The 19,831-nt window shown below is 64.1% G+C and carries 17 protein-coding genes; 5 read left to right on the plus strand and 12 right to left on the minus strand.

Annotation, left to right across the window (positions count from 1 at the left end; translation table 11 throughout):
- Window positions 1-13 precede the first annotated feature (13 nt).
- The 4 genes from CAG44_RS00220 to CAG44_RS00235 all read left to right on the plus strand — a co-directional run bounded on the left by CAG44_RS00220 (window position 14) and on the right by CAG44_RS00235 (window position 3,509).
- On the plus strand, window positions 14-346 hold the full coding sequence (locus CAG44_RS00220) for a multidrug efflux SMR transporter (protein WP_085587883.1): 333 nt from the start codon (window positions 14-16) through the stop codon (window positions 344-346).
- 161 nt (window positions 347-507) lie between these two features.
- Window positions 508-1,683 (plus strand): FAD-binding oxidoreductase, encoded by a 1,176-nt coding sequence (locus tag CAG44_RS00225; protein ID WP_085691377.1) that lies wholly within the window; start codon window positions 508-510, stop codon window positions 1,681-1,683.
- The gene (locus CAG44_RS00230) at window positions 1,680-2,492 is read left to right on the plus strand and encodes an aldo/keto reductase (RefSeq protein ID WP_085691378.1); all 813 of its coding nucleotides are present in this window, start codon (window positions 1,680-1,682) and stop codon (window positions 2,490-2,492) included. The genes CAG44_RS00225 and CAG44_RS00230 overlap by 4 nt, the downstream gene beginning before the upstream one ends.
- A 48-nt stretch (window positions 2,493-2,540) precedes the next feature.
- The gene (locus CAG44_RS00235; RefSeq protein WP_075046548.1) at window positions 2,541-3,509 is read left to right on the plus strand and encodes a metal ABC transporter ATPase; all 969 of its coding nucleotides are present in this window, start codon (window positions 2,541-2,543) and stop codon (window positions 3,507-3,509) included.
- Between the two features lie 136 nt (window positions 3,510-3,645).
- Here the strand turns inward: CAG44_RS00235 and hldE are convergent, their stop codons facing one another.
- The 3 genes from hldE to CAG44_RS00250 all read right to left on the minus strand — a co-directional run bounded on the left by hldE (window position 3,646) and on the right by CAG44_RS00250 (window position 8,197).
- A complete protein-coding gene (gene hldE / locus CAG44_RS00240) occupies window positions 3,646-5,067 on the minus strand; it encodes a bifunctional D-glycero-beta-D-manno-heptose-7-phosphate kinase/D-glycero-beta-D-manno-heptose 1-phosphate adenylyltransferase HldE (protein WP_085691379.1) in 1,422 nt (473 codons plus the stop codon).
- Window positions 5,068-5,197: 130 nt separating this feature from the next.
- The gene (gene msbA / locus CAG44_RS00245; protein WP_085691380.1) at window positions 5,198-7,006 is read right to left on the minus strand and encodes a lipid A export permease/ATP-binding protein MsbA; all 1,809 of its coding nucleotides are present in this window, start codon (window positions 7,004-7,006) and stop codon (window positions 5,198-5,200) included.
- A 15-nt stretch (window positions 7,007-7,021) separates the two neighbouring features.
- A complete protein-coding gene (locus tag CAG44_RS00250) occupies window positions 7,022-8,197 on the minus strand; it encodes an O-antigen ligase (RefSeq protein ID WP_085691381.1) in 1,176 nt (391 codons plus the stop codon).
- 101 nt (window positions 8,198-8,298) lie between these two features.
- Here CAG44_RS00250 and CAG44_RS00255 point away from each other — a divergent pair, with 101 nt between their 5' ends.
- A complete protein-coding gene (locus tag CAG44_RS00255) occupies window positions 8,299-8,904 on the plus strand; it encodes a toluene tolerance protein Ttg8 (protein ID WP_015272032.1) in 606 nt (201 codons plus the stop codon).
- A 3-nt stretch (window positions 8,905-8,907) separates the two neighbouring features.
- On the opposite strand, the gene CAG44_RS00260 is transcribed toward CAG44_RS00255, so the two are convergent.
- The 9 genes from CAG44_RS00260 to putP form a co-directional block, all read right to left on the minus strand.
- Window positions 8,908-9,999, minus strand: a complete 1,092-nt coding sequence (locus CAG44_RS00260) for a glycosyltransferase (RefSeq protein ID WP_085691382.1) — start codon at window positions 9,997-9,999, stop codon at window positions 8,908-8,910.
- A gap of 33 nt (window positions 10,000-10,032) precedes the next feature.
- Complete coding sequence (locus CAG44_RS00265; RefSeq protein WP_039612457.1) at window positions 10,033-10,806, minus strand: glycosyltransferase family 2 protein; 774 nt, start codon at window positions 10,804-10,806, stop codon at window positions 10,033-10,035.
- Window positions 10,807-10,872: 66 nt separating this feature from the next.
- A complete protein-coding gene (locus CAG44_RS00270; RefSeq protein ID WP_085691383.1) occupies window positions 10,873-11,829 on the minus strand; it encodes a glycosyltransferase in 957 nt (318 codons plus the stop codon).
- A 48-nt stretch (window positions 11,830-11,877) separates the two neighbouring features.
- A complete protein-coding gene (locus CAG44_RS00275; protein WP_085691384.1) occupies window positions 11,878-13,281 on the minus strand; it encodes a PIG-L deacetylase family protein in 1,404 nt (467 codons plus the stop codon).
- Window positions 13,278-14,174, minus strand: a complete 897-nt coding sequence (locus tag CAG44_RS00280; protein WP_085691385.1) for an antimicrobial resistance protein Mig-14 — start codon at window positions 14,172-14,174, stop codon at window positions 13,278-13,280. The genes CAG44_RS00275 and CAG44_RS00280 overlap by 4 nt, the downstream gene beginning before the upstream one ends.
- Window positions 14,174-15,304: a glycosyltransferase gene (locus CAG44_RS00285; RefSeq protein WP_085691386.1), complete on the minus strand. Its 1,131-nt coding sequence runs from the start codon at window positions 15,302-15,304 to the stop codon at window positions 14,174-14,176. Before CAG44_RS00285 ends, CAG44_RS00280 begins: the two co-directional genes overlap by 1 nt.
- A complete protein-coding gene (locus CAG44_RS00290) occupies window positions 15,288-17,045 on the minus strand; it encodes a carbamoyltransferase (RefSeq protein ID WP_013974482.1) in 1,758 nt (585 codons plus the stop codon). Before CAG44_RS00290 ends, CAG44_RS00285 begins: the two co-directional genes overlap by 17 nt.
- A gap of 221 nt (window positions 17,046-17,266) precedes the next feature.
- Window positions 17,267-18,103 carry a 23S rRNA (adenine(2030)-N(6))-methyltransferase RlmJ gene (locus tag CAG44_RS00295; RefSeq protein ID WP_025340863.1) on the minus strand — a complete coding sequence of 279 codons (837 nt, stop codon included), beginning with the start codon at window positions 18,101-18,103 and terminating at the stop codon, window positions 17,267-17,269.
- A 185-nt stretch (window positions 18,104-18,288) separates the two neighbouring features.
- Window positions 18,289-19,767 carry a sodium/proline symporter PutP gene (putP, locus tag CAG44_RS00300; protein WP_085691387.1) on the minus strand — a complete coding sequence of 493 codons (1,479 nt, stop codon included), beginning with the start codon at window positions 19,765-19,767 and terminating at the stop codon, window positions 18,289-18,291.
- Window positions 19,768-19,831 lie beyond the last annotated feature (64 nt).

The raw sequence follows: 19,831 nt of genomic DNA on the forward strand, positions 1-19,831 counted from the left end.
GGAGGATCCCGCCATGAATGCCTACACCTACCTCGCCATCGCCATCTGCGCCGAAGTCATCGCCACCGCTTCCATGAAAGCGGTGAAAGGCTTGAGCACGCCCTTGCCGTTGCTGCTGATGGTGGTTGGCTATGGCATTGCGTTCTGGATGCTGACCCTGGTGGTGCGCAGCATTCCGGTGGGGATCGCCTATGCCATCTGGTCGGGGCTGGGGATTGTACTGATCAGTGTGGCGGCGCTGGTGATCTATGGGCAGAAGCTGGATGTGCCAGCGATGCTGGGGATGGCCATGATCGTGGGTGGGGTGGTGGTGATTCAGCTGTTTTCAAGGACGGCTGGGCATTGAGGCAGCCTGTACGGGCCCTATCGCCGGCAAGCCAGCTCCCACAGAGTTGATACAGGCCGCAGGGTCAACGCCATCCCTGTGGGAGCTGGCTTGCCGGCGATAGGGCCATCACAGGTATACCCTGTATACTTGCCAGCTGTCCCAGTCTTCGAGGTACCGCCATGCCATCCGCCATTTCCACTGACGTGCTGATCGTCGGCGCCGGGGTCGCAGGCCTCTGGCTCAATGCCCGCCTGCGCCGGCTGGGCTACTCGACAGTACTGGTGGAACGCGCCAGCCTTGGCGGCGAGCAGACCATCAAGTCCCAGGGCATCATCCATGGCGGCACCAAGTACGCCCTGCACGGTGCCCTGACCGGCGCCTCGGAAGCCATCGCCGACATGCCGCGACGCTGGCGCGAAGCGCTGAGCGGCAGCGGCGAGCTGGACCTGACCCGCACCCGCCTGCTGTCCGACGCCCACTACCTGTGGTCACCAGGCACTCTGGCCGGCAACCTCACCAGCTTCTTCGCCAGCAAGGCCGTGCGCGGCCGGGTCGACCAGGTGAAGGGCGAGCAACTGCCGCCGGCGCTGCAGGACCGCGCCTTCAAGGGCAAGGTCTATCGCCTGGCCGAACTGGTCATCGACGTACCCAGCCTGCTGGCCAACCTGGCCGAACTGGCAGGCGACAGCCTGCTGGCCGGTGAGCGCATCGAGCCACTGCGCGAGGGCGACGACCTGGTCGGCCTGCGCGTCGACGAGCGCGACATCCGCGCTCAGCGCATCGTGCTCAGCGCCGGCGCCGGCACCGAAGAGCTGCTGCATGCCCTGGGCCAGAACCAGCCAGCCATGCAGACACGCCCGCTACATATGGTGATGGCCAAGGGTGCCAACCTGAAACCGCTTTACGCCCATTGCCTGGGTGGCGGGCCAAAACCACGGGTGACGGTTACCACCCACCCGGCCGCCGATGGCCAGTGGGTCTGGTACCTGGGCGGCGACCTGGCCGAAGCCGAAGGCGTTGCCCGCGAGCCGGCTGCGCAAATCGCCGCGGCACAGAAAGAGATCGCCAGCCTGCTGCCATGGGTCGACCAGAGCCAGGTGCGCTGGGCCACCCTGCGGGTCAACCGTGCGGAACCGGCGCAATCGGGCCTGGTACGCCCGGACAACGCCTTCCTTGCCGACCAGCAACGCCTGCTGGTCGGCTGGCCGACCAAGCTGGCCCTGGCACCGGACTTCAGCGACCGGGTCATCAGTCACCTGGAGCGCGACGGTATCCGCCCACAGGCGCAGGCCGACCTGGCCGACCTGCCACGCCCACCGCTGGGCGTACCTGCCTGGGAGCAACTGCTGCCATGAGCCTGCCCACCCTCCACAACTTCCATCGCCCCTTGGGTAGCACCGGTTTCAAGGTTTCGCCGCTTGGCCTGGGCACGGTCAAGCTGGGCCGCGACCAGGGCGTGAAGTACCCCACCGGCTTCACCATCCCCGGCGATGACGAAGCCCGCCTGCTGCTGGCCCAGGCCCGCGAGCTGGGCATCAACCTGATCGACACCGCCCCGGCCTACGGCCGCAGCGAAGAGCGCCTGGGCCCGCTGCTGCGCGGCCAGCGCGATGAGTGGGTGATCGTCAGCAAGGTTGGCGAAGAATTCGACAATGGCCAATCGCACTTCGATTTCAGCGCCGCCCACACCCGCCGCTCGGTGGAGCGCAGCCTGCGGCGCCTGGAAACCGACCGCATCGAGCTGGTGCTGGTGCATTCCGACGGCAACGACCTGGCGATCCTCGAACAGCAGGAGGTCTACCAGACCCTTGCCGAGCTCAAGCAGGAGGGCAAGATCCTCGGCTTCGGCCTGTCCGGCAAGACCGTCGCCGGCGGCCTGAAGGCGCTGGAGCAAGGCGACTGCGCCATGGTCACCTACAACCTCAACGAACAGGCAGAACGCCCGGTGCTGGACTACGCTGCCGAACACGGCAAGGCCATCCTGGTGAAGAAGGCCCTGGCCAGTGGGCATATCTGCCTGGCCCCGGGCGTTGACCCGGTGCAGGCCAGCTTCGAGCTGCTGTTCGCCCACCCGGGCGTCAGCAGTGCTATCGTCGGCACCATCAATCCGTTGCACCTGGCCCACAACGTGGCCACCGTCGCCCGTATCCTGGGCCAGCATTGAGTTGCCCGGCCCACGGGCCTGGACTGACCCGACGCAAGGAGGAGCCTCGTGGCGCGAACGCTGATCCGCAAGAACCCGAGCAACTTCAAGACACTGCCGCTGCATGTCGAGGCCACGCCCGAAGGGCTGATCTACCAGAGCATCGGCATGCCGCTGAACTTTGCCCAGATCCAACAACGGCGCAAGGCCATCCAGTTGCCCGACGTGCAGCGCTTCGTGATCGAACTGGCCAACCTGGGCGTGTCGGTGCGGCTGACCCTGCATTGGCAGAACCGCGATTATTGGGTGCTGGTACGTCAGCGCCGGCAAGACCGTGGCGACGTGGTGCTGAAACTGATTTCCGGCTATGTGCCGGCGCAGGAGCTGAACCTGCCATTGCACACGGCCGTGCAGGAAGTGGCCGAGGAATGCCTGCTGGAAACCCCGGAAGGCTGGCTGGGCGGGCGCTTCAACGACACCTGGTTGCCGGTGCCCTACGCTGCCGCCCTGCACTACCGCGAAACGCCGCACTTCGTGCTGGCCCCGGAGTCCGGTGCCGCGCGCCCGGTGCACTGCGGCAAGCTGATGCTGCTGGAACGGCCACGGGCGTATGTGCACCTGCCCACCGCCTCGCTGCAACTGATCTACGACATGCGCCTGCAGGTACCCCGGGACGCCAAGAAGCTCAGCCTGTTCCACGTTGATGAGCGGCTGGAGGGCGACCAACTGGTGGCGCGGCTAAACCGCAAACGGCCAGACCTGTACCTGATGCCATTGAAGGACGGCCAGCCACTGGCTGAACTGTATACGGTAAAGAAGGATGAACTGGTGCCGGCGAGCACGCGCGGGCTGTACCTGGCCGAAAGTTTTGCAAGGCAGGAGGGCTGGGTGGTCACGGACGAGCGGGTGCGCTGGAAGGATTGGGTGAAGCAGCAGGGGTTGGTGGAGAACAAGCCGGTGCGGGCATCGCACCTGCAGCGGTTTGGCGACAAGGCGCGGGAACTGCTGGAGCGGGCGCGGACCTCATTGCACAAGTAAGACTCTGGGGCTGCTTCGCAGCCCATCGCGACACAAGGCCGCTCCTACAGAGGATCGCGCAAGCCTTGAAGTTGCGTGGCCTGGTGTAGGAGCGGCCTTGTGTCGCGATGGGCCGCAAAGCGGCCCCCGGGGTCAATCAGTTCTTGCGAATCTTCTCGACGATCGCCGTGGTCGAGCTGTTCTCGACCAGCCCCAGCACCTTCACGGTACCGCCATAGGCCTTGACGATATCGGCACCCACCACCTGGTCGATGCCATAGTCGCCACCCTTGACCAGCACGTCCGGCTTGACCTGGCTCAGCAGGTTCTCCGGCGTGCCCTCGGGGAAGCTGATGACCCAATCCACTGCCCCCAGCCCGGCCAGTACGGCCATGCGCCGGTCGACGCTGTTGATCGGCCGGCCCGGCCCTTTCAGGCGGCTGACCGAGGCATCGTCGTTGACCGCGACGATCAGGCGATCGCCCTGGGCCCGCGCCTGCTCCAGATAGGTGACATGCCCGGCATGCAGGATGTCGAAGCAGCCGTTGGTGAAGACGATCTTCTCTTTGTGCGCCCGCGCGTCGTCGATGGCCAGCAGCAGTTGCTCCAGGCCCAGCACGCCGCGCTCGGAGCCTTCCTCACGCTGGATCGCCCGGCGCAGCTCGGGGGCGCTGATCGCAGCCGTACCCAGCTTGCCGACCACGATGCCCGCCGCCAGGTTGGCCAGTGCCACGGCGTGGGGCAGGTCCTCGCCGGCAGCGATGGCCGCGGCGAGGGTGGAGATGACGGTATCACCGGCACCGGTCACATCGAACACTTCACGCGCCCGCGCCGGCAGGTGCAGCGCCGGCTGGCCGACGCGCAGCAGGGTCATGCCGTGCTCGCCACGGGTCACCAGCAAGGCGCCAAGGTCCAGGTCCTGCAGCAGCTGCAGGCCCTTGGCGACCAGCTCGGCCTCATCGGCGCAACGGCCGACGATGGTCTCGAACTCGCTGAGGTTGGGGGTGATCAGGCTGGCGCCCCGGTAGATGGAAAAGTCCTTGCCCTTGGGGTCGGCCAGCACCGGAATGCCCTTGGCCCGCGCCGCCTGGATCAGGCTCTGGTGGTTTTTCAGTGCGCCCTTGCCGTAGTCGGACAGGACCAGCACCTTGACGCCCTCGAGCAGGCTGTCGACCTCTGCGCCCAGCGACAGCGGGTCGGAGGCGAACGGTTCTTCGAAATCGATGCGCAGCAACTGCTGGTGACGGCTCATGACCCGCAGCTTGACGATGGTCGGCTGGTGCGCGATGCGCTGGAACACCGAGCGCACGCCTGCAGCCTGCAGGCTGTTGGCCAGGCTGTCGGCGGCCTCGTCCTGGCCGGTGACGCCAATCAGCGAAGCCGGCGCGCCCAGGGCGGCGATGTTCAAGGCAACGTTGGCCGCGCCGCCGGGGCGATCCTCGATCTGATCGACCTTGACCACCGGGACTGGCGCTTCAGGCGAGATACGCGAAGTACCGCCATGCCAGTAGCGGTCGAGCATGACATCGCCGACCACCAGTACCGGGGCTTGATCGAAACGCGGCATGGACAACTTCATGGGCAACCCATATGGAAATAATGAACAGGGGCAGGATATTAGCACAGGGTAGACGACGGCTTTATGGCCAGATCACCCCAGGAAAATTCCCGTGACAATCGGGGCCGCGATGGCCCCGATCAACGAGGGTTCAGGTGATATCGGCCTTGGCCGGCTCATCCAGGCCCATGGCATGCAGGCGGGCATAATGGCCATTGGCCGCGAGCAGCTCGGCATGGGTGCCGCGCTCGACCAGCCGGCCCTGGTCCATGACCAGGATCTGGTCGGCCTTCTCGATGGTCGACAGGCGGTGGGCGATCACCAGCGTGGTACGGCCCTGCATTACATGGTCCAGGGCAGCCTGGATATGCCGCTCGGACTCGGTATCCAGCGCCGAGGTGGCTTCGTCGAGGATCAGCAGCGGCGCGTTCTTCAGCAGTGCCCGGGCGATGGCCAGGCGCTGGCGCTGGCCGCCGGAGAGCAGCACGCCGTTTTCACCCACTTCGGTATCGAAGCCTTTTGGCAGCCGGTCGACGAACTCCTTGGCGTAGGCATCGGCCGCAGCGGCTTCGATGTCGGCGCGCGGGGCGCCGGCCAGGTCGCCATAGGCGATGTTGTTGGCCACGGTATCGTTGAACAGGGTGACATGCTGGGTCACCTGCGAAACGTGACGACGCAGGTTGCGCAGGCGATAGTTCTCGATCTCCACGCCATCGAGCAGGATCTGCCCCTGGTCGTGGTGATAGAAGCGCGGGATCAGCGCCGCCAGGGTCGACTTGCCGCTGCCGGAGCGGCCGACCAGGGCAATCATCTGGCCCGGCTCGGCCACGAAGCTGATATCGCTCAGCACCTCACGCTCGGTACCCGGGTAGGTGAAGCTCAGGTTGCGCACTTCCAGGCGCCCTTCCACCCGCTCCTTCTCGACGGTGCCGCTGTCCACTTCAGGCGCTTCGTCCAGCTGCTCGAAGATGCTTTCGGCACCGGCCAGGCCCTTCTGGATGGTCGAGCTGACTTCCGAAAGCTGACGAATCGGCTTGGGCAACAGACCGGCAGCGGTGATGTAAGCTACCAGGTCACCGGCAGTGGAATCACCGCGCAGGAACAACACCAGGAACATCAGCGCGGCCATGGCGGTGTAGATCACCAGTTGCAGCATCGGCGTGTACAGCGAGCCGGTCTTGGTCATTTGCAACTGCTTGTCGGTGTTGCTCTGGCTGGCCTTGCCGAAACGCTGCTCCTCGTAGGCCTCGCCGCCGAAGCTGCGCACCACGCGGTAGCCCTGGATGGTTTCCGAGGCAACGTGGGTGACGTCGCCCATGGCCACCTGGATTTTCTTGCTCTGCTTGCGGAATTTCTTGCTGGCGACGCTCACCATCACCGCGATTACCGGCAGGATGGCAACCATCACCAGTGTCAGGTGCCAGTTCATCCACAGCAGGTAGCCTAACAGGAACACCACGGTCAGGCCTTCGCGGATTACTACCTTGATCGCATCGGTGGCGGCACCGGTGACCATGGTCACGTTGAAGGTGATGCGCGAGATCAGGTGCCCGGAGTTGTGGTTGTCGAAGTAGCGGTTAGGCAGCACCAGCAGCTTGTTGAACAGTTCCACACGCAGGTCGTGCACCAGGCACAGGGAAACCTTGGCCAGGAAGTAGTTGCCGAGGAACGAGCCCAGGCCCTGCCACGCGGCGATCAGGATGATCAGCAGCGGCACAGCCTGCAGCAGTTGCAGGTCGCGCAGGTAGGGGACGTTGGGGAACAACACCGCTTCGGGGTTGCTCAGCCCATCGACGAAATATTTCAGGATCCCGGCCAGCATCGGCTGGGTCGAGGCAAAGATCACGAAACCGATGATGCTCAGCAGGAAAATGCCGACATAGGGTTTCACATAGCTCAGCAGCCGGAAGTAGATCTTCAGGCTGGAGGTGTGTTCCGCCGGTCGCGGTGTTTCGGCCATTATCAAGCTCGCTGTTCAGGTTGAACCGGAAATTTTACCACAGGCATCATTTTCGGCACGCCCCCATGGCAGCAACATGGCCAGGCCCACGGGCAGCCAGCTGATGAACCATTCGGCACGTGGCGTACCGGTAAGGCTGGCGGCATCGAACTGCATGGCCAGGGTGGAGTACACCCAGAAACCAAGCAGGATCTTGCCGAACAGCGTGCCGCGTGCGCGGACGATTTCGCCCAGGGTGTACAGCCACACCATGACCCACAGCAGCATGCCGGGCAGGCCCATCTCCACTGCGATGTGCGTGAACATGTTGTGGGTATGGTCGAAGTGCTTGCCCACTGCACTCACGTCGTAGGCAGCGCCCAGGCCAAGGCCGGTCCAGGGATGCGCGGCGATCATGTCGACCACGGCATGGAAGATTTCCGGCCGGTAGGACGAACCGCGCTGGGCGATCAGGTCGTACACGAGATAGAAGGCCAGGCCGGTGGCGATGGCCGCCAGCACGGCAAACACCCGGCTGTGGCGGTCACGGAACCACAGCGGGGCCAGGATCACGGTGAGCACCAGGGCCAGGATTGCCCCACGGCTCTGGCTGAGCATGGCAAACAACCCCAGGCACGCCAGCGCTGCCAGCCACAACAACTGCAGGCCACGTTGCCGCGGCGGCTCGTAAAGCAGGAAGAGCACGGCCGCACCGATGACATAGGCGCCCAGGATCGGGTGCGATATCTCGCCGATGCCCTCCAGGCGGGCCAGCAAAGGCATGCCCAGCACGCCGTAGAAATGGATGACCGAGACCAGCGCGGCAACGGCCAGCAAGGCGCTACCGGCCAGCAGCAGCTGACGAATGCGGGCCTGGCCAAGCTGGCCCAGCAGCGGGAACGCCAGCAGGAATACCAGGATGTAGAGCAGGCGCTTGGCCTCGCGCCCCGGGTTTTCCGCGGCCGACCAGACCAGGCTGAGCCCGCTCCACGCCAGCAGCAACAACACACTCCCCCACAAGGCCGGCTGACGCCGCCAGGCCTGCACTAATACTTGCCTTGCGGACCACGCCATTACCAGCGTCGGCAACCACAGGAACAGCACCAGGCCTTGCTGATAGACCTTGTTGCTCGGTGCCAGGGCAATCGCTGCCAGGAACCAGACCAGACCAAACCCCAACCAGGCTTGCGCCCAGTTTTTTTGATACAACATCCTTTCCCCCGATGAATCAAAGACACCATCCAATGGTGCTACAACATTATTTTCGGCATTATTGCCGGTCATTCTGTTCGCCCGACGACAAGGCTCTATTCATGCAATGCTCCCGGCTCCCCCAGGTCGACTTCGATCAGCTGACACAAGGCGCACAGGTGCTTGAGGCAGATAGCCATGGCGCCAAAGTCTACCTGCTCGCGGATGGTAATTTCCTCAAGGTTTTTCGTAGGAAGCGGCTGATTTCATCTGCACTGCTGCGCCCGTACTCGCAGCGCTTCGTCGACAACGCCGCACGCCTTGCACAGCTGGGCATCCCCACCCTGGAGGTGATCAGCCAGCACAAGCTCGACCTGCCAGGGCGTACCGCCGTGCTGTACCGCCCGCTGCCAGGGCGCACCTTGCTGCAGATGTCGCGCGATGAGGGTTTCAGCTGGGACACCTACCTGCCGCGCCTGATCGAACTGATCCGCCAGCTGCATCGCAGCGGCGTGTACTTCCGCTCGTTGCACCTGGGTAATGTGGTAGTCACCCCCGACCAGCAACTGGGCCTGATCGACGTGGCCGACATGCGCTTCCTGCGCCCGCCGCTGTCGGCGCGCATGATTCGGCGCAATGTGCAGCATATGGTGCGCTACATTGAGCGGGAGAACCTGGGCGACCGCTTCCCCCTTGCCGCTTTCGAAGCAGCCCTGCTGGCGCGTTGAGCGTCAACTGCGCAGCAGGCTCTGCGAGCCGTTGCAGAATGCCTGCCAGGCCTGCTCCGGGGCCAGCGCCTGGCGCTGCCGGGCGGCTACCGCCGGGGCACTGAGCTCCGCACAACGCTCGATCGCCTCGGCCCAGGCATTTTCATTGGCAACGGGCAGGTAGCCACCGGTGTCCTGCAACTGCTCGCGGAACACCTGCAGGTCGCTGCACACCACCGGCACGTCGGCCATGACCGCCTCCTGCACCACCAGCCCCAGGCCTTCGGAGCGCGAAGGCACCAATAGCCAGTCGAATGCCCGGTACAGCTGCTGCAGGTCGTCTCGGTGACCACTCAGGTGAACACGACCAGCCAGGCCAAGCGCGTCGATGCGAGCCTGCAGCACCGCACGCAGGGGGCCTTCGCCGATGATTGCCAATTGCAGGTCCGACTGGCGCGCACTGGCCTTGGCGAACGCCTCGATCAGCATCTCGAAACCTTTGCTCTCCACCAGCCGCCCGACCGCGCCCAGCATCACCCCTGCTACCTGTGGCAACTGCAGGGCCTGCCTGGCTGCGTCCCGACTCAACAACGGTTCGGCGAAAGCCAGCGGGTCAAGGGCCATGCGCAAGGTTTGCACCGGCCTGCCCAGGTCGTGTTCGAGTGACGTGGCAAGTGTCTGCGAAACGGCGGCGATGCTCAGCCGCTCGGCCGGGAACATGCGCAACAGGCGAACGTCGCTGGCACTCAGGCGCGTCTTGCCGTGGAACAGCACCTTGGCACGCACCTGCGGAACCTGCTGCAACAACGGCAACACCAACCGCGCCACACCGACACCGTCGAGCAGCACGACTTCAGCCTGGGCCTCGTTCAGCGCCTTGCGCAAGCGCATGCGCAACCATGGGCGCAACAGGCGCCAGAAGTGCCGCCCTTTCAGCGCCCGTGACGGCATATGCCACTCCCGGGTCGAGCCAAGCCCACAGCAGAGCCCGCTACCCAGCAGCAGCCAGTTACTGATCCGGGCATCGGCACCCGCATGCGACAGCACCTGCCGATGCACCTTGTGGATGGACATGTACGGCGTTCCACCCGCCCACATCATATTGACGATGTTCATGGGCCCTCTCCCGCTCATGTCAGGTGGGACACTTCATTGAACAAAAATGGTGATTCCCATGCCAATCACGGCACCCGCCACCAGCGTCAATGCCAACTTTATCCGATCACGTTTACGACGTTTGGCCTTGCGCTCCACTTCGATGGGCAAGGTCACGTGATTACCAAATCCAGTGTGCAATACTGCATCACCCTCCAAGGTGACCGCTGTCAGGTTTAACTCAGAATAGCGCCGGGAAAGTGCCTTCTCTCCAGCATAGGCGGCAAATGGCGCACAACGCTGGTAATCGCTCAAACGACGCAGCCCGGGGTTGAGCGAAAACGCCTGCCACTCGGCCTTGTCGGACAGTAGCGGGTAGCAAGGCACCCCGGCGATCACCCGGCGATCGCCCAGATGGATGTACGGGCTGTGGATGGCCAGGTCATGGGCATGGCTGCGCAGCCACACCTGCAACAGGTCGGGGCTGACCTCCAGAATGGCCCGGGAGTCTTCGACGAAGCCCTGGCGATAGAAGTGCCAGTCGTCCTCGCAGTGAAAGATGTAGGGCGTCTTGACGTGGCTGTAGGCCAGGTCGATAGACGGCAGCTGGCCCAGCTTGGGCCGGTTGACGAACACCTTGCAGTGCGGTTTCCAGTGCTCAGGCACAGCGGCATGCACGGCATCATCACCGGAGTCTTCGGTGATAAACACTTCGCGAATGGGCGCAGTATTGTAGCGATCGAAACTCTCAAGGGTATCTTTGAGCAGATCGAACCGCCCACAACTGGTCACGACGAGCGTGACGTCACTCTCATTTGAAAAGCGCACCGGACTCCCTCCGCATTGCGACTATCGACTTTCAACGCCCGCTCCGCAGGCGCGAAAGTTCTTATGTTAGATGCCCAGCTTCAGGCGCAGCCGCTGCCATGCAGACAACGGCGGATGGGGCCTGAGCGCCGGGCGCATGTGGTCGACGATGCTACGTCCAACTGCCCCGAAACTGAAACGGGAAACCGCCAGGTGGCGGCCATTTTCTGCAATCTGCCGGGCAAGTTCAGGGTCCGCACGCAAGTGGCGGAGCTTTTCCTGGAGGGTCGGGATGCTGTCATAGAACACCACGTTGTGCATGTCCTGCAGGCCCAGCGCGCGGTTCTCTTCCTCGCCCTGGTCATACGCCAGCAACACACAGCCACAGGCCATTGCTTCGAAGTTCTTGATCATGTATTCGCCCATGCCGACGTCGGCACTGACGAAGAAGCGGATCCGGTTGAGCGTGTTGCAGTAGTCCTCACCCGACTTGGTGCGGGTCACCACCAGGTTCTCGACCCGGCCCAGCTCGTCCAGCAATGCCTTGCGGCCGCTGTAGGCCACGCTGTTGGTGCTGCCGACGAAGGCCAGTTCGATGTCGCGCTCACGCCCCTGGTCGGCCAGCAACTGCTCGTCGTAGCCCTTGGGCACGAACACGGCGTCGAAACCTTCCTGGCGCAGGCGCTCGCTGACCATGTAGCCGGAGCTGATCACCCGCGCCCAGGGCAGCTTGCGGTAATGGGCGCTGAACTTGCCGGTGTATTTGCACGGGATGTAGTTCTGGTAGGCATCGTGCTCGAGGATGACCAGGTTCGGCACGGTACGGATGAACGCCGCCTGGCGGATCTCCTGCTTGAAACGCAGGAAGAAGACAATGCGGTCATAGCGCTCGACCTGCACTTCACGCTTGAAATAGCGGCGCAGGTTGCGCTGGTCTTCGCTGGTCAACCAGCGCAGGTCGCACTCGCAGTTGGCCGCGACGCCATCGTACAGGCGGTCGAGAATCGCCCGCTGTTCCTTCTGCACCAGAAATAGGACTTTCATTGGGTTCCTTGGGCGCTCTGCGCCATCGCAGTCAACCATGGGGCGCAGCTACAGCTCACGCCGCCAGAACAGTTCATGTCGGCGCACGGCCTTGCGGAAGAATTCGTTCTCGCCGTAAGGCGACGGCCGCCGCCCGGCCAGCCAGCGCTGCAACAAGCGGCGCAGGCGGCGCTTGAACGGCGCCGGCGGCTGCAGGTCGTGCATCATGCCCAGGGCCATGGCCTTGTCGCGCTGGGTTGCCAGGTCCAGTACCAGGCTGCAAGGTGCCCACGCCTGGGCAGCGCTCAGCTGCGGCGGCAAGGCCACGCCATCACCACTGTCGCCCATCGGCCAGCGGTCGTTGTCATGCAGGTGGTTGGCGTAGCACAGCAGGGTTTGCGGCTGCCAGGCCAAGCCTTGCAAGGCTTCCAGCACCGCTGCCTGGGCACATATGTGGTCGGGGTGCGGGTCGAGCTGCGGGTGCGGCATCACCAGCACCTCTGGCCTGGCCATTTCAAGCAAGGCCCGCAGGTCGGCCAGCAGGTTACGCCAGGTCGGCGCGCCATCGCCGTCGGCCGGCAGCGGGAACGGGTTGAAGCGGCGGAATACGCGAATGTCGGCGAGGTCGGCCTCACGGGACGCGGCCGGCTGGTCTGGCGCAGCCTGCATGGCAGGCAGTTGCAGGCAGAAGTAGCCCAGCTGCACGCAACGCGATTCCGCCACACCGGCCCAGCGCGGCACGGCGATACTGTCCCAAGCCCGCAGGCGGCCCTTCAGGCGCGCGGCTTCGGCCTTTGCCAGGCCCATCTGCTGATAGTGTTCGGCCTCGATCTCACCGGCGGTCAGGGTCACTACCCAGGTTTCGTCGGCCTGACTGTAGAGACCGTAAGCGGCCAGCTCGGCATCATCGGCATGCGGCGCGATCACCATCACCCGGCGCCGTTGCAGCTCGACCGCCGGGGTTATCCACAAGCGCGGCTGGCCCGACAGCCGGCAATGCCGGCCACGCAGGCGCAACGCGCCAGCCTGCAGAGGTGCGGCGAGGCCGGTCAAGTTGAGGAAGCGCACGCCATCGACGCCGCGCTCGAAGGTTTGCCGATCGGCCTGCTCGCCAGCCATCAGCTCGACCTGCGGGTCGAGGAAGCGCCCCAGCCAGCTGCTTTTTACCCGCAGCTCGAGGATCAGGGTTTCGTTGCCCTGCAGCACGCAGTCAGCCTTGAGCAGGCCGCCGTTCAGGCTGGCAGGAGCCTCCCGGGTCTGCTCGCCGAAGTCGTAGGCGTAGTCCTCGCCTGGCGCATAGAACAGGTGGTCGGCAAACCAGGCTTCATGGGCCGCCCACAGCAGCGGCAACAGCAGCAGTGGCAACCACCACCAGCTGAACACACCTACGGCCACCAGCGCGACCAGACCTGCCAGCAGGCCCAGGCGCTTGTTGCGCCGGTGGCGCTTGAGCAGCTGCTGCTTGCGACTCACGCCTGATACACCGGTACGGGGTTGCACCAGCGGTCCTTGTACTCGCGGTCGGCACGGCCGAACGAGAACCGCAGCGGCTTGTTGCGCGCACGGGCGTCTTCCCAGGCGGCCTGGGTATTGAGGAAGCTCAGCACGCTGCCGGGGCTGAAGGCCTTGGTTTCAGGGTCGACACCGCCATTGATGTACTCGACGCTGATCCATTCCGGCGCTTCGACACGGTAAACCAGCTGGATGGCAATCGGCTTGCCGTCCAACAGCAGCACCGAGCCGATCAGCAGCTCGCGCAGGCGCTCCAGCACCTCGGCCATGCGCTCGGCGCCGGTGGCAGGGAAGCCCCAGCGGCGCAGGAACAGGTCGCAGTACATGCTGGCGATTTCCTGCGCGCTGAAGTCGCTGATCGGGCGCACCACACCGCCCGCCTCTTCCAGCAGGCGCAGTTCGCGGCGCTGGTTGTAGCGGAACTTCTTCGACAGGTCTTCGTGGGCGCGGGCCATGGCCAGCTGTTCCTTCTGCGCCTTGAGGCCGCTGAAGCGCCCCTGGTTCAGTTCGGACAGGTAGCGCGCGGCATGGCGCAACGGTGCAGCGGCATCGGCCGCCGCCGGCAGGATGATCTCGGCATTGCCCAGGTCGAACAGGGCCTTTTTGCCGGCACGCTTGAGCACATCCTTGGACAGCGCAAGGTGACGCCCCCAGGTGGGGATGGCGGCCTTCAGCTCGCCGGCCTGGTGCCAGCCCAGGTAACGCACCGGGATCTGTGCCAGGTCCGCCAGCTGCTCGACCACCAAAGGATGGGTGGCGACACTGCCACCAAAGCGGGCCCATGCCTCGGCGTAGGCCTTGGCGTCGATAACTTGCCAACCGCGTTCGCGGAAGGCCTGGATACGGTTGAGCATCAGGCCTGCCCCACCAACGCACGAACTTGCGGCAGCTGCCAGAAGGCCTCGCGCACCGCCTGGTCGGAGAAGCGTTCACGCAGGCGCTGCAGCATGTGCTCGGCACAGGCCTGACGCTGCTGCCCATCGAGCACAGCCATGTGTTTCAGGCCCTGGGCCAGTTGCCCGGCATCGCCCAGCGGGAACAGCACGCCAACACCCTCGACCACTTCGCGGGCACCACCACAGGCCGTGGCCAGTACCGGTACACCGGCGACCATGGCTTCGAGCAGGACCATGCCGAACGGCTCATGGTCGGAGCTCAGGGCGAATACGTCTAATGCCTGGAAGTAACGGCGCGCATCCGGCACCTGGCCAAGGAAGTCCACTTGCCCGGCAATGCCCAGCTCGGCGGCCAGGGCCTTGAGCTTGGCTTCCAGGCGCCCCTTGCCAAGAATTGCCAGGCGGGCGCCAGCCGGCAGCCCCGGTAGCGCTTCGGCAAAGCCACGCAGCAGGGTGGCCTGGTCCTTGTCCGGGTGCAGGCGCCCGACGTTACCGACAATCCACGCCTGCGCATCCAGGCCCAAGGCCCGGCGGGCCTCGGCGCGTGGCACCAGGGCCGCTTGCAGGGCGTCGATGTCGATGCGGTTGTACAAGGTCTGAATACGCTCTGCCGGCCACTGCGGCAGACAGCGGCGCATGTCGTCACGCACTGCATCCGACACGCCCAGCAAGCTCAGGCGTTTGCTGAACAGGTTGGCGAAGATGCGTCGCCCCTTGCGCTCGTAATCACCGAAAGCATGGTGCACGCCGATCACCGGCAAGCCGGTGCCCAGCAACGCCACGTAGATCGGCTTGAAGCGATGGGCAATGCAGAAGGCGAAATTGCGTTCGGCCGCAATCCGCCGCAATGCACGGATGGCGCCGAGTTTCAGGCCGCGCACGGCCTTGGAGCTGAACTCCAGGAACAGCACCTCGTCCGACGCGCAGCCAGCCGCTACCTGCGGGTCGGCGGCGCCGGTGAGGAACACCGTGGTGACCTGGTAGCCACGCCCCTGGAACAGGCTGGCGTACTGACGGGCGCAGTCCAGGAACGGCCCGTCATAGCCATGGCAGAACTGCAGGATGCGCGGTTCAGAGCGGCTGGTCATACGGGGCCGCGCCGTCCTTCACAACCAGGATGTCTTCCATGATCAGGTACTGCAGGTCCGAGCCGAAGAACATGTTCAGGGCGTCGGTCGGCGAGCAGATCATCGGTTCACCACGGCGGTTCAGCGAGGTGTTCAGCGACACGCCGTTGCCGGTCAGGTCTTCCAGCGCCTTCATCATGTCGTAGTAGCGCGGGTTGTACTCGCGCTTGAGCACCTGGGCACGCGAAGTGCCGTCCTCGTGGACCACTTCCGGCACGCGGGTCTTCCACTCTTCAGCCACTTCGAAGGTGAAGGTCATGAACGGCGCGGGGTGGTCGACCTTGATCATCTGCGGGGCGACGGTGTCGAGCATCGACGGGCAGAAAGGTCTCCAGCGTTCGCGGAATTTGATCTGCTCGTTGATGCGGTCGGCTACGCCCGGCACGCTCGGGCAACCGATGATCGAACGGCCGCCCAGGGCACGGGGACCGAACTCCATACGGCCCTGGAACCAGGCCACCGGGTTGCCATCGACCATGATTTTGGCGATGCGCTGCGGCATGTCGTCGAGCTTGCGCCACTTCGGCGCGTTCGGGTGACGAGCGCAGGCAGCAATCACGTCTTCGTTGGAATACGAAGGACCGAGGTAGACGTGCTCCATCTTTTCGACCGGCACACCACGGGCGTGGGAAACGTAGGCGGCAGCACCCACGGCGGTACCGGCGTCACCGGAAGCCGGCTGAACGAACAGCTCTTTCAGGTCTGGGCGGGCAATGATCTTCTGGTTGAGTTTGACGTTCAGCGCGCAACCGCCGGCAAAGGCCAGCTTGCCGGTTTCACGCAGCACGTCGCCCAGGTAGTGGTCGATCATCTGCAGAGCGATCTTTTCGAACAGCGCCTGCATGCTGGCCGCGTAATGGATGTACGGCTCGTCGGCGATGTCGCCTTCGCGCTTGGGGCCCAGCCATTCGATCAGCTTCGGCGAGAAGTAGAAGCCCTTGCCCTTCTCTTTATAGCGGCGCAGGCCAATGACGTTGGCGTATTCGGTGTTGATCACCAGTTCGCCGTTTTCGAAGCTGGCCAGGCGCGAGAAGTCGTACTTGCTGGCGTCGCCATACGGCGCCATGCCCATGACCTTGAACTCGCCATCGAGCATCTCGAAGCCGAGGAACTCGGTGATTGCGCCGTACAGGCCGCCCAGCGAGTCCGGGTCGAAGAATTCCTTGATCTTGTGGATCTTGCCGTTTTCGCCGTAGCCAAAGAAGGTGGTGGCGTATTCGCCTTTACCGTCGATGCCGAGGATTGCGGTTTTTTCCTTGAAGCCCGAGCAGTGGTAGGCACTGGAGGCGTGGGCCAGGTGGTGCTCGACCGGCTCGATCTTGACCTTTTTCGGGTCGAAGCCCAGTTGCTCCAGGCACCAGACGATCTTCTTGCGGTAGCGCTTGTAGCGACGGTTGCCCATCAGGATGGCGTCGAGGGCGCGGTCCGGGGCGTACCAGTAGCGCTTGGCATAGTGCCAGCGCGCCTTGCCGAACAGGCTGATCGGGGCGAACGGGATGGCTACCACGTCGACGTCGGATGGCTTGATGCCTGCCTGTTCCAGGCAGAACTTCGCCGACTCGTAGGGCATGCGGTTCTTCGCATGCTTGTCACGCACGAAGCGCTCTTCTTCGGCGGCGGCAATCAGTTTGCCGTCAATGTACAAGGCCGCGGAAGGGTCATGGCTAAGGGCGCCGGACAGGCCAAGAATCGTCAATGCCAAGGGATTAGCCTCTTCATTCGGTAGAAATGCGCCAGCGGCCTCTTGGGCGGGTGGCGGCTAAAGGGCGGGATTATAACGCAAACATGTGCGCAACGCGGCAACCTGTACTGGCCTCATCGCCGGCAAGCCAGCTCCCACAGGTACACCCACCGACCTTGAGGCCCGCGCTGTACCTGTGGGAGCTGGCTTGCCGGCGATGGGGCCGGTACAGGCAAGCAATATTATTCGGCGATCAGCCAGTCCATGCGGAAGCTGCCGGCGGTTTGCGCAAGCTCTTTGGCCAGCCATGGCAGCAGCTCCTTGAGCTCTTCTTCCAACCCCCACGGCGGGTTGGCGATGGCCAGACCTGAGCCATTGAGCCCCTGCGGGCTGTCCTGGTGGTGCACATACAACTCGACCCGCAGCAGTTTCGGTGCGCCGGTGCTGGTCAGGTCCTGGTAGAAGCGGGTCAGCGAACGCTGGTCCTTGATCGGGTACCAGATGGCCGCGACGGTCTGGCGCATGCGACTGATCGCCTCTTTCATGGCGGTAGTGCAGCGCTTGAGCTCGTCAGCCTGCTCGAACGGCGGGTCGATCAGCATGATCGCGCGCTTTTCCTGCACGGGCAGCAAGGCCCGCGGCACATGCCAGCCTTCGCCCAGGTGCACGACCACGCGTGGGTCTTTCTTCATGTTCTCTTTGAGCAGCGGCCCGTCCTCGGGATGCTTCTCGTTGAGCAGGGCGCGGTCCTGCTGGCGCATCAGGCGGCGGGCCAGCTCGGGCGAACCAGGGTAGTAGCGCAGCTCGCCATCGGCATTCAGGCGCTTGATGATACGCAGATAGTCGTCGGCCATGGCCGGCAGGTCATCGCGATTCCACAGGCGGGCGACACCTTCCAGGTACTCGCCGGTGCGGGTTGCCTGGTCGCCCTGCAGGTCATAAAGGCCAAGCCCTGCATGGGTATCGATATAGGCGAACGGCTGCTCCTTGCGCGACATCAGGGCGATGAGGCGGGTCAGCACGATATGTTTGAGGACGTCGGCGTGGTTGCCGGCGTGGAAGGCGTGACGATAGTTCATGGCAACTCCTGCGGGGGTGGCAAGTTTACCTTGCCTTGCAGGCGGAGTCAGGCCTGGCTGCTGATCGGCGACGGCATCTTCGCGGGTAAACCCGCTCCCACAGGCACCTCACAGAATTTGAGTTCTGTGCAATCCCTGTGGGAGCGGATTCACCCGCGAAGCAGGCGCCGCCGACTCAACGGGTATTACTTGTCAGCGTGATACGCCGCATCAGCAGTCTCGAAGCGCTTGACCATTGCCTGCGACGGGCTGCCCAACTTGCTCACCACGAAGATGGCGATGCTGGCGAACAGGAAGCCCGGGATGATTTCGTACAGCCCGAGGGTGTCGAAGTTCTTCCACAGGATCACGGTCAGTGCGCCCACCACGATACCGGCCAGTGCGCCGTTACGGGTCATGCCTTTCCACAGTACCGAAATCAGCACCACCGGACCAAAGGCAGCACCGAAGCCGGCCCAGGCGTAAGCCACCAGGCCCAGCACGCGGTTTTCCGGGTTTGCGGCCATGGCGATGGCGATCAGGGCGACGGCCAGCACCATCAGGCGGCCGACCCACACCAGCTCGACCTGCGAAGCATTCTTGCGCAGGAACGCCTTGTAGAAATCTTCGGTCAGGGCACTGGAGCACACCAGCAGCTGGCAGCTCAGGGTACTCATTACCGCCGCGAGGATGGCCGACAGCAGCACACCGGCAACCCATGGGTTGAACAGGATCTTGGCCAGCTCGATGAACACCCGCTCGTGGTTCTCGCTGACCGGGCCTGCCAGGTCAGGATGCGCCGAGAAGTAGGCGATGCCGAAGAAGCCCACGGCGCAGGTACCGACCAGGCAAAGGATCATCCAGGTCATGGAGATACGACGGGCGTTGGCGATCGACTTCACCGAGTCGGCGGCCATGAAACGCGCCAGGATGTGCGGCTGGCCGAAGTAGCCCAGCCCCCAGCCCATCAGCGAGATGATGCCAATGAAAGTGGCGCCCTTGAACATGTCGAAGTGGGCCGGGTTGACCGCATCGATGGCAGCGAAGGTGGTATCGAAGCCGCCAGTGGAGATCAGCACGATCACCGGAGTGAGGATCAGCGCAAAGATCATCAGCGAAGCCTGCACGGTATCGGTCCAGCTCACCGCCAGGAAACCACCGATGAAGGTGTAGGCGATGGTCGCAGCAGCACCGGCCCACAGGGCGGTTTCGTACGGCATGCCGAAGGTGCTCTCGAACAGACGGGCACCGGCAACGATGCCGGAGGCGCAGTAGATGGTGAAGAACACCAGGATCACGATGGCCGAGATGATCCGCAGCAGGCCGCTGTTGTCTTCGAAGCGGCTGGAGAAGTAGTCCGGCAGGGTCAGCGCATCGCCGTTGTGCTCGGTCTGCACGCGCAGACGACCAGCGACGAACAGCCAGTTCAGGTAGGCGCCGACGGTCAGGCCGATGGCAATCCAGGCTTCGGACAAGCCGGAGAAGTAGATGGCGCCCGGCAGGCCCATCAGCAGCCAGCCGCTCATGTCGGAAGCGCCGGCGGAAAGCGCGGTGACCACGCTACCCAGGCTGCGACCGCCGAGGATGTAGTCGGAAAGGTTATTGGTGGAGCGATAGGCGGCGAAGCCGATCAGCACCATTGCCGCGATATAGACCACGAAAGTGATCGTTAGTGGATTGCCCATGCGTGTGCCCTGGCGTTTGTTTTTATGTCATGCACAACCGCAGCCATGGCGGTTGCACCCAGGC

Origin of the sequence: Pseudomonas sp. B13(2017) (assembly GCF_002113245.1) — a bacterium.
In the GTDB taxonomy this organism is placed as follows: domain Bacteria; phylum Pseudomonadota; class Gammaproteobacteria; order Pseudomonadales; family Pseudomonadaceae; genus Aquipseudomonas; species Aquipseudomonas putida_Z.

What these genes read in the sequence shown, in the direction of transcription:
- msbA (WP_085691380.1), bottom strand. Translation starts at nt 7,006, where the DNA reads ATGGCCGAAACACCGCGACCGGCGGAACACACCTCCAGCCTGAAGATC.
- CAG44_RS00270 (WP_085691383.1), bottom strand. Translation starts at nt 11,829, where the DNA reads ATGAAAGTCCTATTTCTGGTGCAGAAGGAACAGCGGGCGATTCTCGAC.
- CAG44_RS00280 (WP_085691385.1), bottom strand. Translation starts at nt 14,174, where the DNA reads ATGCTCAACCGTATCCAGGCCTTCCGCGAACGCGGTTGGCAAGTTATC.
- CAG44_RS00260 (WP_085691382.1), bottom strand. Translation starts at nt 9,999, where the DNA reads ATGAACATCGTCAATATGATGTGGGCGGGTGGAACGCCGTACATGTCC.
- CAG44_RS00295 (WP_025340863.1), bottom strand. Translation starts at nt 18,103, where the DNA reads ATGAACTATCGTCACGCCTTCCACGCCGGCAACCACGCCGACGTCCTC.
- CAG44_RS00230 (WP_085691378.1), top strand. Translation starts at nt 1,680, where the DNA reads ATGAGCCTGCCCACCCTCCACAACTTCCATCGCCCCTTGGGTAGCACC.
- CAG44_RS00285 (WP_085691386.1), bottom strand. Translation starts at nt 15,304, where the DNA reads ATGACCAGCCGCTCTGAACCGCGCATCCTGCAGTTCTGCCATGGCTAT.
- hldE (WP_085691379.1), bottom strand. Translation starts at nt 5,067, where the DNA reads ATGAAGTTGTCCATGCCGCGTTTCGATCAAGCCCCGGTACTGGTGGTC.
- CAG44_RS00255 (WP_015272032.1), top strand. Translation starts at nt 8,299, where the DNA reads ATGCAATGCTCCCGGCTCCCCCAGGTCGACTTCGATCAGCTGACACAA.
- CAG44_RS00250 (WP_085691381.1), bottom strand. Translation starts at nt 8,197, where the DNA reads ATGTTGTATCAAAAAAACTGGGCGCAAGCCTGGTTGGGGTTTGGTCTG.
- putP (WP_085691387.1), bottom strand. Translation starts at nt 19,767, where the DNA reads ATGGGCAATCCACTAACGATCACTTTCGTGGTCTATATCGCGGCAATG.
- CAG44_RS00220 (WP_085587883.1), top strand. Translation starts at nt 14, where the DNA reads ATGAATGCCTACACCTACCTCGCCATCGCCATCTGCGCCGAAGTCATC.
- CAG44_RS00225 (WP_085691377.1), top strand. Translation starts at nt 508, where the DNA reads ATGCCATCCGCCATTTCCACTGACGTGCTGATCGTCGGCGCCGGGGTC.